Below are 2,231 nucleotides of genomic sequence, written 5' to 3'. Positions count from 1 at the left end.
AAAACATTTTATGAAAGAAGAAAAAGATTCTAAAGTTTCCACATCAAAGGAAGAAGAAAAAGAAAAAATTTATAATGTAGAATCTATTTATGACACATATTTTGAAAACCTAAATAGTGTAAAACTATATTTCAACAAATTTGGGAATTTAGCATCTGGCGAAGATGAATCAATAAAGGAAAAATCCAAAGAGTTTTTTGACCAAGCTTTAAACGAAATTACGGAAGAAATGGAGAGTGTTAAAAATAACGATGATGACACTTTAACTAAAGAACAAGCCGAAATATACTTAAGGAAATTCGCGAGAAAGTTTAGAAAGCAACCAAAAATTTCACCAAGAAATTATGAAATACTTTCACGAAGTTCATTCTTAATGCTAAACAATTATTTTGAGTATTTAATTGCTGACCTTCTAAGTTACTACTATAACAAATTTAAAAACTCTCTTAATGAAAAAGAGTTTAAGTTTACCCTTAAAGAGCTAAATGAATACGACACAATAGAAGAAGCCACAAAGGATTTGATTATAAAAGAAGTAGAAAGTCTAATTATTGACAAATCATTTAATGAACTTCTCGAACATTTTGAGGATAAACTTTCTATTTCGCTTGAAAAAGATTTAATAAAGTGGGATGAAATTATTGAAGTTAGGGAAAGAAGACACTTAATAGTTCATAATTCTTCCGTAGTAAATAAAAAATACATTTCAAGAACAAAAAACCCTTATGGATACCAAATTGGAGATGTTGTCCATATTGATAAAGATTATTTTTTAAAATCTTGGTCACAGTTTAAACTTGCAGGACAGCTACTGATATTTAATTGTTGGGGAAATTGGGATAAAGACAATATTGACAGAGCAGTATTTCAGATTATGATACAAACTTTCGAAGATTTGAATTCTAAGAATTATGAACTTGTCTGTAATACTTGTAAATATTCCGAACAAATTGAACCAAAAAATGAAGACCAAGAAGATTATATTCTTAGAATTAAAGTAAATAATGCTATTTCACTAAAAAAGCAAAATAAAGATAGCGAGGTAAAAAAAGTATTGAAAAAAATTAAAGTTGGAACTGCAACACCAATTTTTAAAATTGCTCATAACATTTTAAGTGATAAACACGATGATTTAGAAGAGCTCTTTACTCAGTCAATAGTTGTTGACAAATTAACTCTCGATTCTTATTTAGAATGGCCAATTTTTGATTTTGTTAGAGAAAAGGATGAAATAAACAAAGTTCTGATTAAAACATTTGAAAACTAAAAACTTATGCTAACAATGTGTATAATTTATTGCTAGTTATAGCCTACTTACGAAAGTCCTCGCGGACTTTATATCTCTGTTTTATTTACTAACTTTAGTGCTTAAACACGCAACAAAATCATACACAAACACGTTGCCATTAATTTATGAAAAACATCCTCTACCTAATTTTATTGATACCAATTGGAATTTTTGCTCAAGCAGAAAAGGACATCGAGCCGAGAAATGAGAGTTATATTACGACTGATTTATTTTCGCCATTTTTTGTTCATTATCGTGGAAAATATTTTACACCGAGATTTAGATTAGGCTATATTGAGAATTTAAGCGAAAAAACTAAAATCGGAATTGATATTGGGTACGGAAATGTAAATTCTTCAATAATCAACACAGGAGACAAATATACTCTATGGGAAATCCGACCAGAATATTATCGAATAATAAATCCGAATAGAAAAACACTCAAATATTTTTCATTAGAACTGTTTTACATAAATCAGAACGAAGAATTTACAACACAATCTTTCTTTTCAAAGCAAAATGAATATCTGACTTTTGACAAAGCTGACTACAAAAGACAAAAAATTGGGCTTTTACCTAAATTTGGAATGTTTATGAATTTAAGTAACAGAATTGGATTAAATTGGTATACAGGAGTTGGAATAAATTACAGAAAAAATAAGTACAAGAATTTTGAGAATTTAAGACCGAATCAATTCGACGAAGAACATTTCTCACCATATTACAGAAAAGAAGGGAATAAAATCGGAGTTGAATTTACTGTCGGACTAAAATTATACTATCGAATAAAAAACTAATGGCAACACCGTGTATAATTCATTGCTTGGTTCTATTTTACTTACGAAAATCCTCGCGGATTTTCTATTCGGTTTGTATTTGCTAAATTAGTAACTGAAACACGCAACGAAATCATACACAATCACGTTGTAATGCATTTGCCTAA

2 protein-coding genes are annotated in these 2,231 nt (G+C 28.8%); both read left to right on the top strand.

The window, feature by feature from the left end; translation table 11 throughout:
* Nucleotides 1–1,267: hypothetical protein (locus tag ITB9_RS02595; RefSeq protein WP_222829359.1), on the top strand; the 1,267-nt coding region annotated here is incomplete at its 5' end.
* Nucleotides 1,268–1,413: 146 nt separating this feature from the next.
* Entirely contained in the window at nucleotides 1,414–2,085 is a 672-nt protein-coding gene (locus ITB9_RS02590; protein ID WP_148638335.1) for a hypothetical protein, read from the top strand.
* Nucleotides 2,086–2,231 lie beyond the last annotated feature (146 nt).

It is taken from the genome of Olleya sp. ITB9 (assembly GCF_001315805.1).
GTDB lineage: Bacteria > Bacteroidota > Bacteroidia > Flavobacteriales > Flavobacteriaceae > Olleya > Olleya sediminilitoris.
Note: the sequence above shows the minus strand (reverse complement) of the source record. Positions and strands in the feature narration are given on the sequence as shown.

Coding starts and splice junctions, on each gene's coding strand:
- ITB9_RS02590 (WP_148638335.1), top strand. CDS start 1,414: ATGAAAAACATCCTCTACCTAATTTTATTGATACCAATTGGAATTTTT.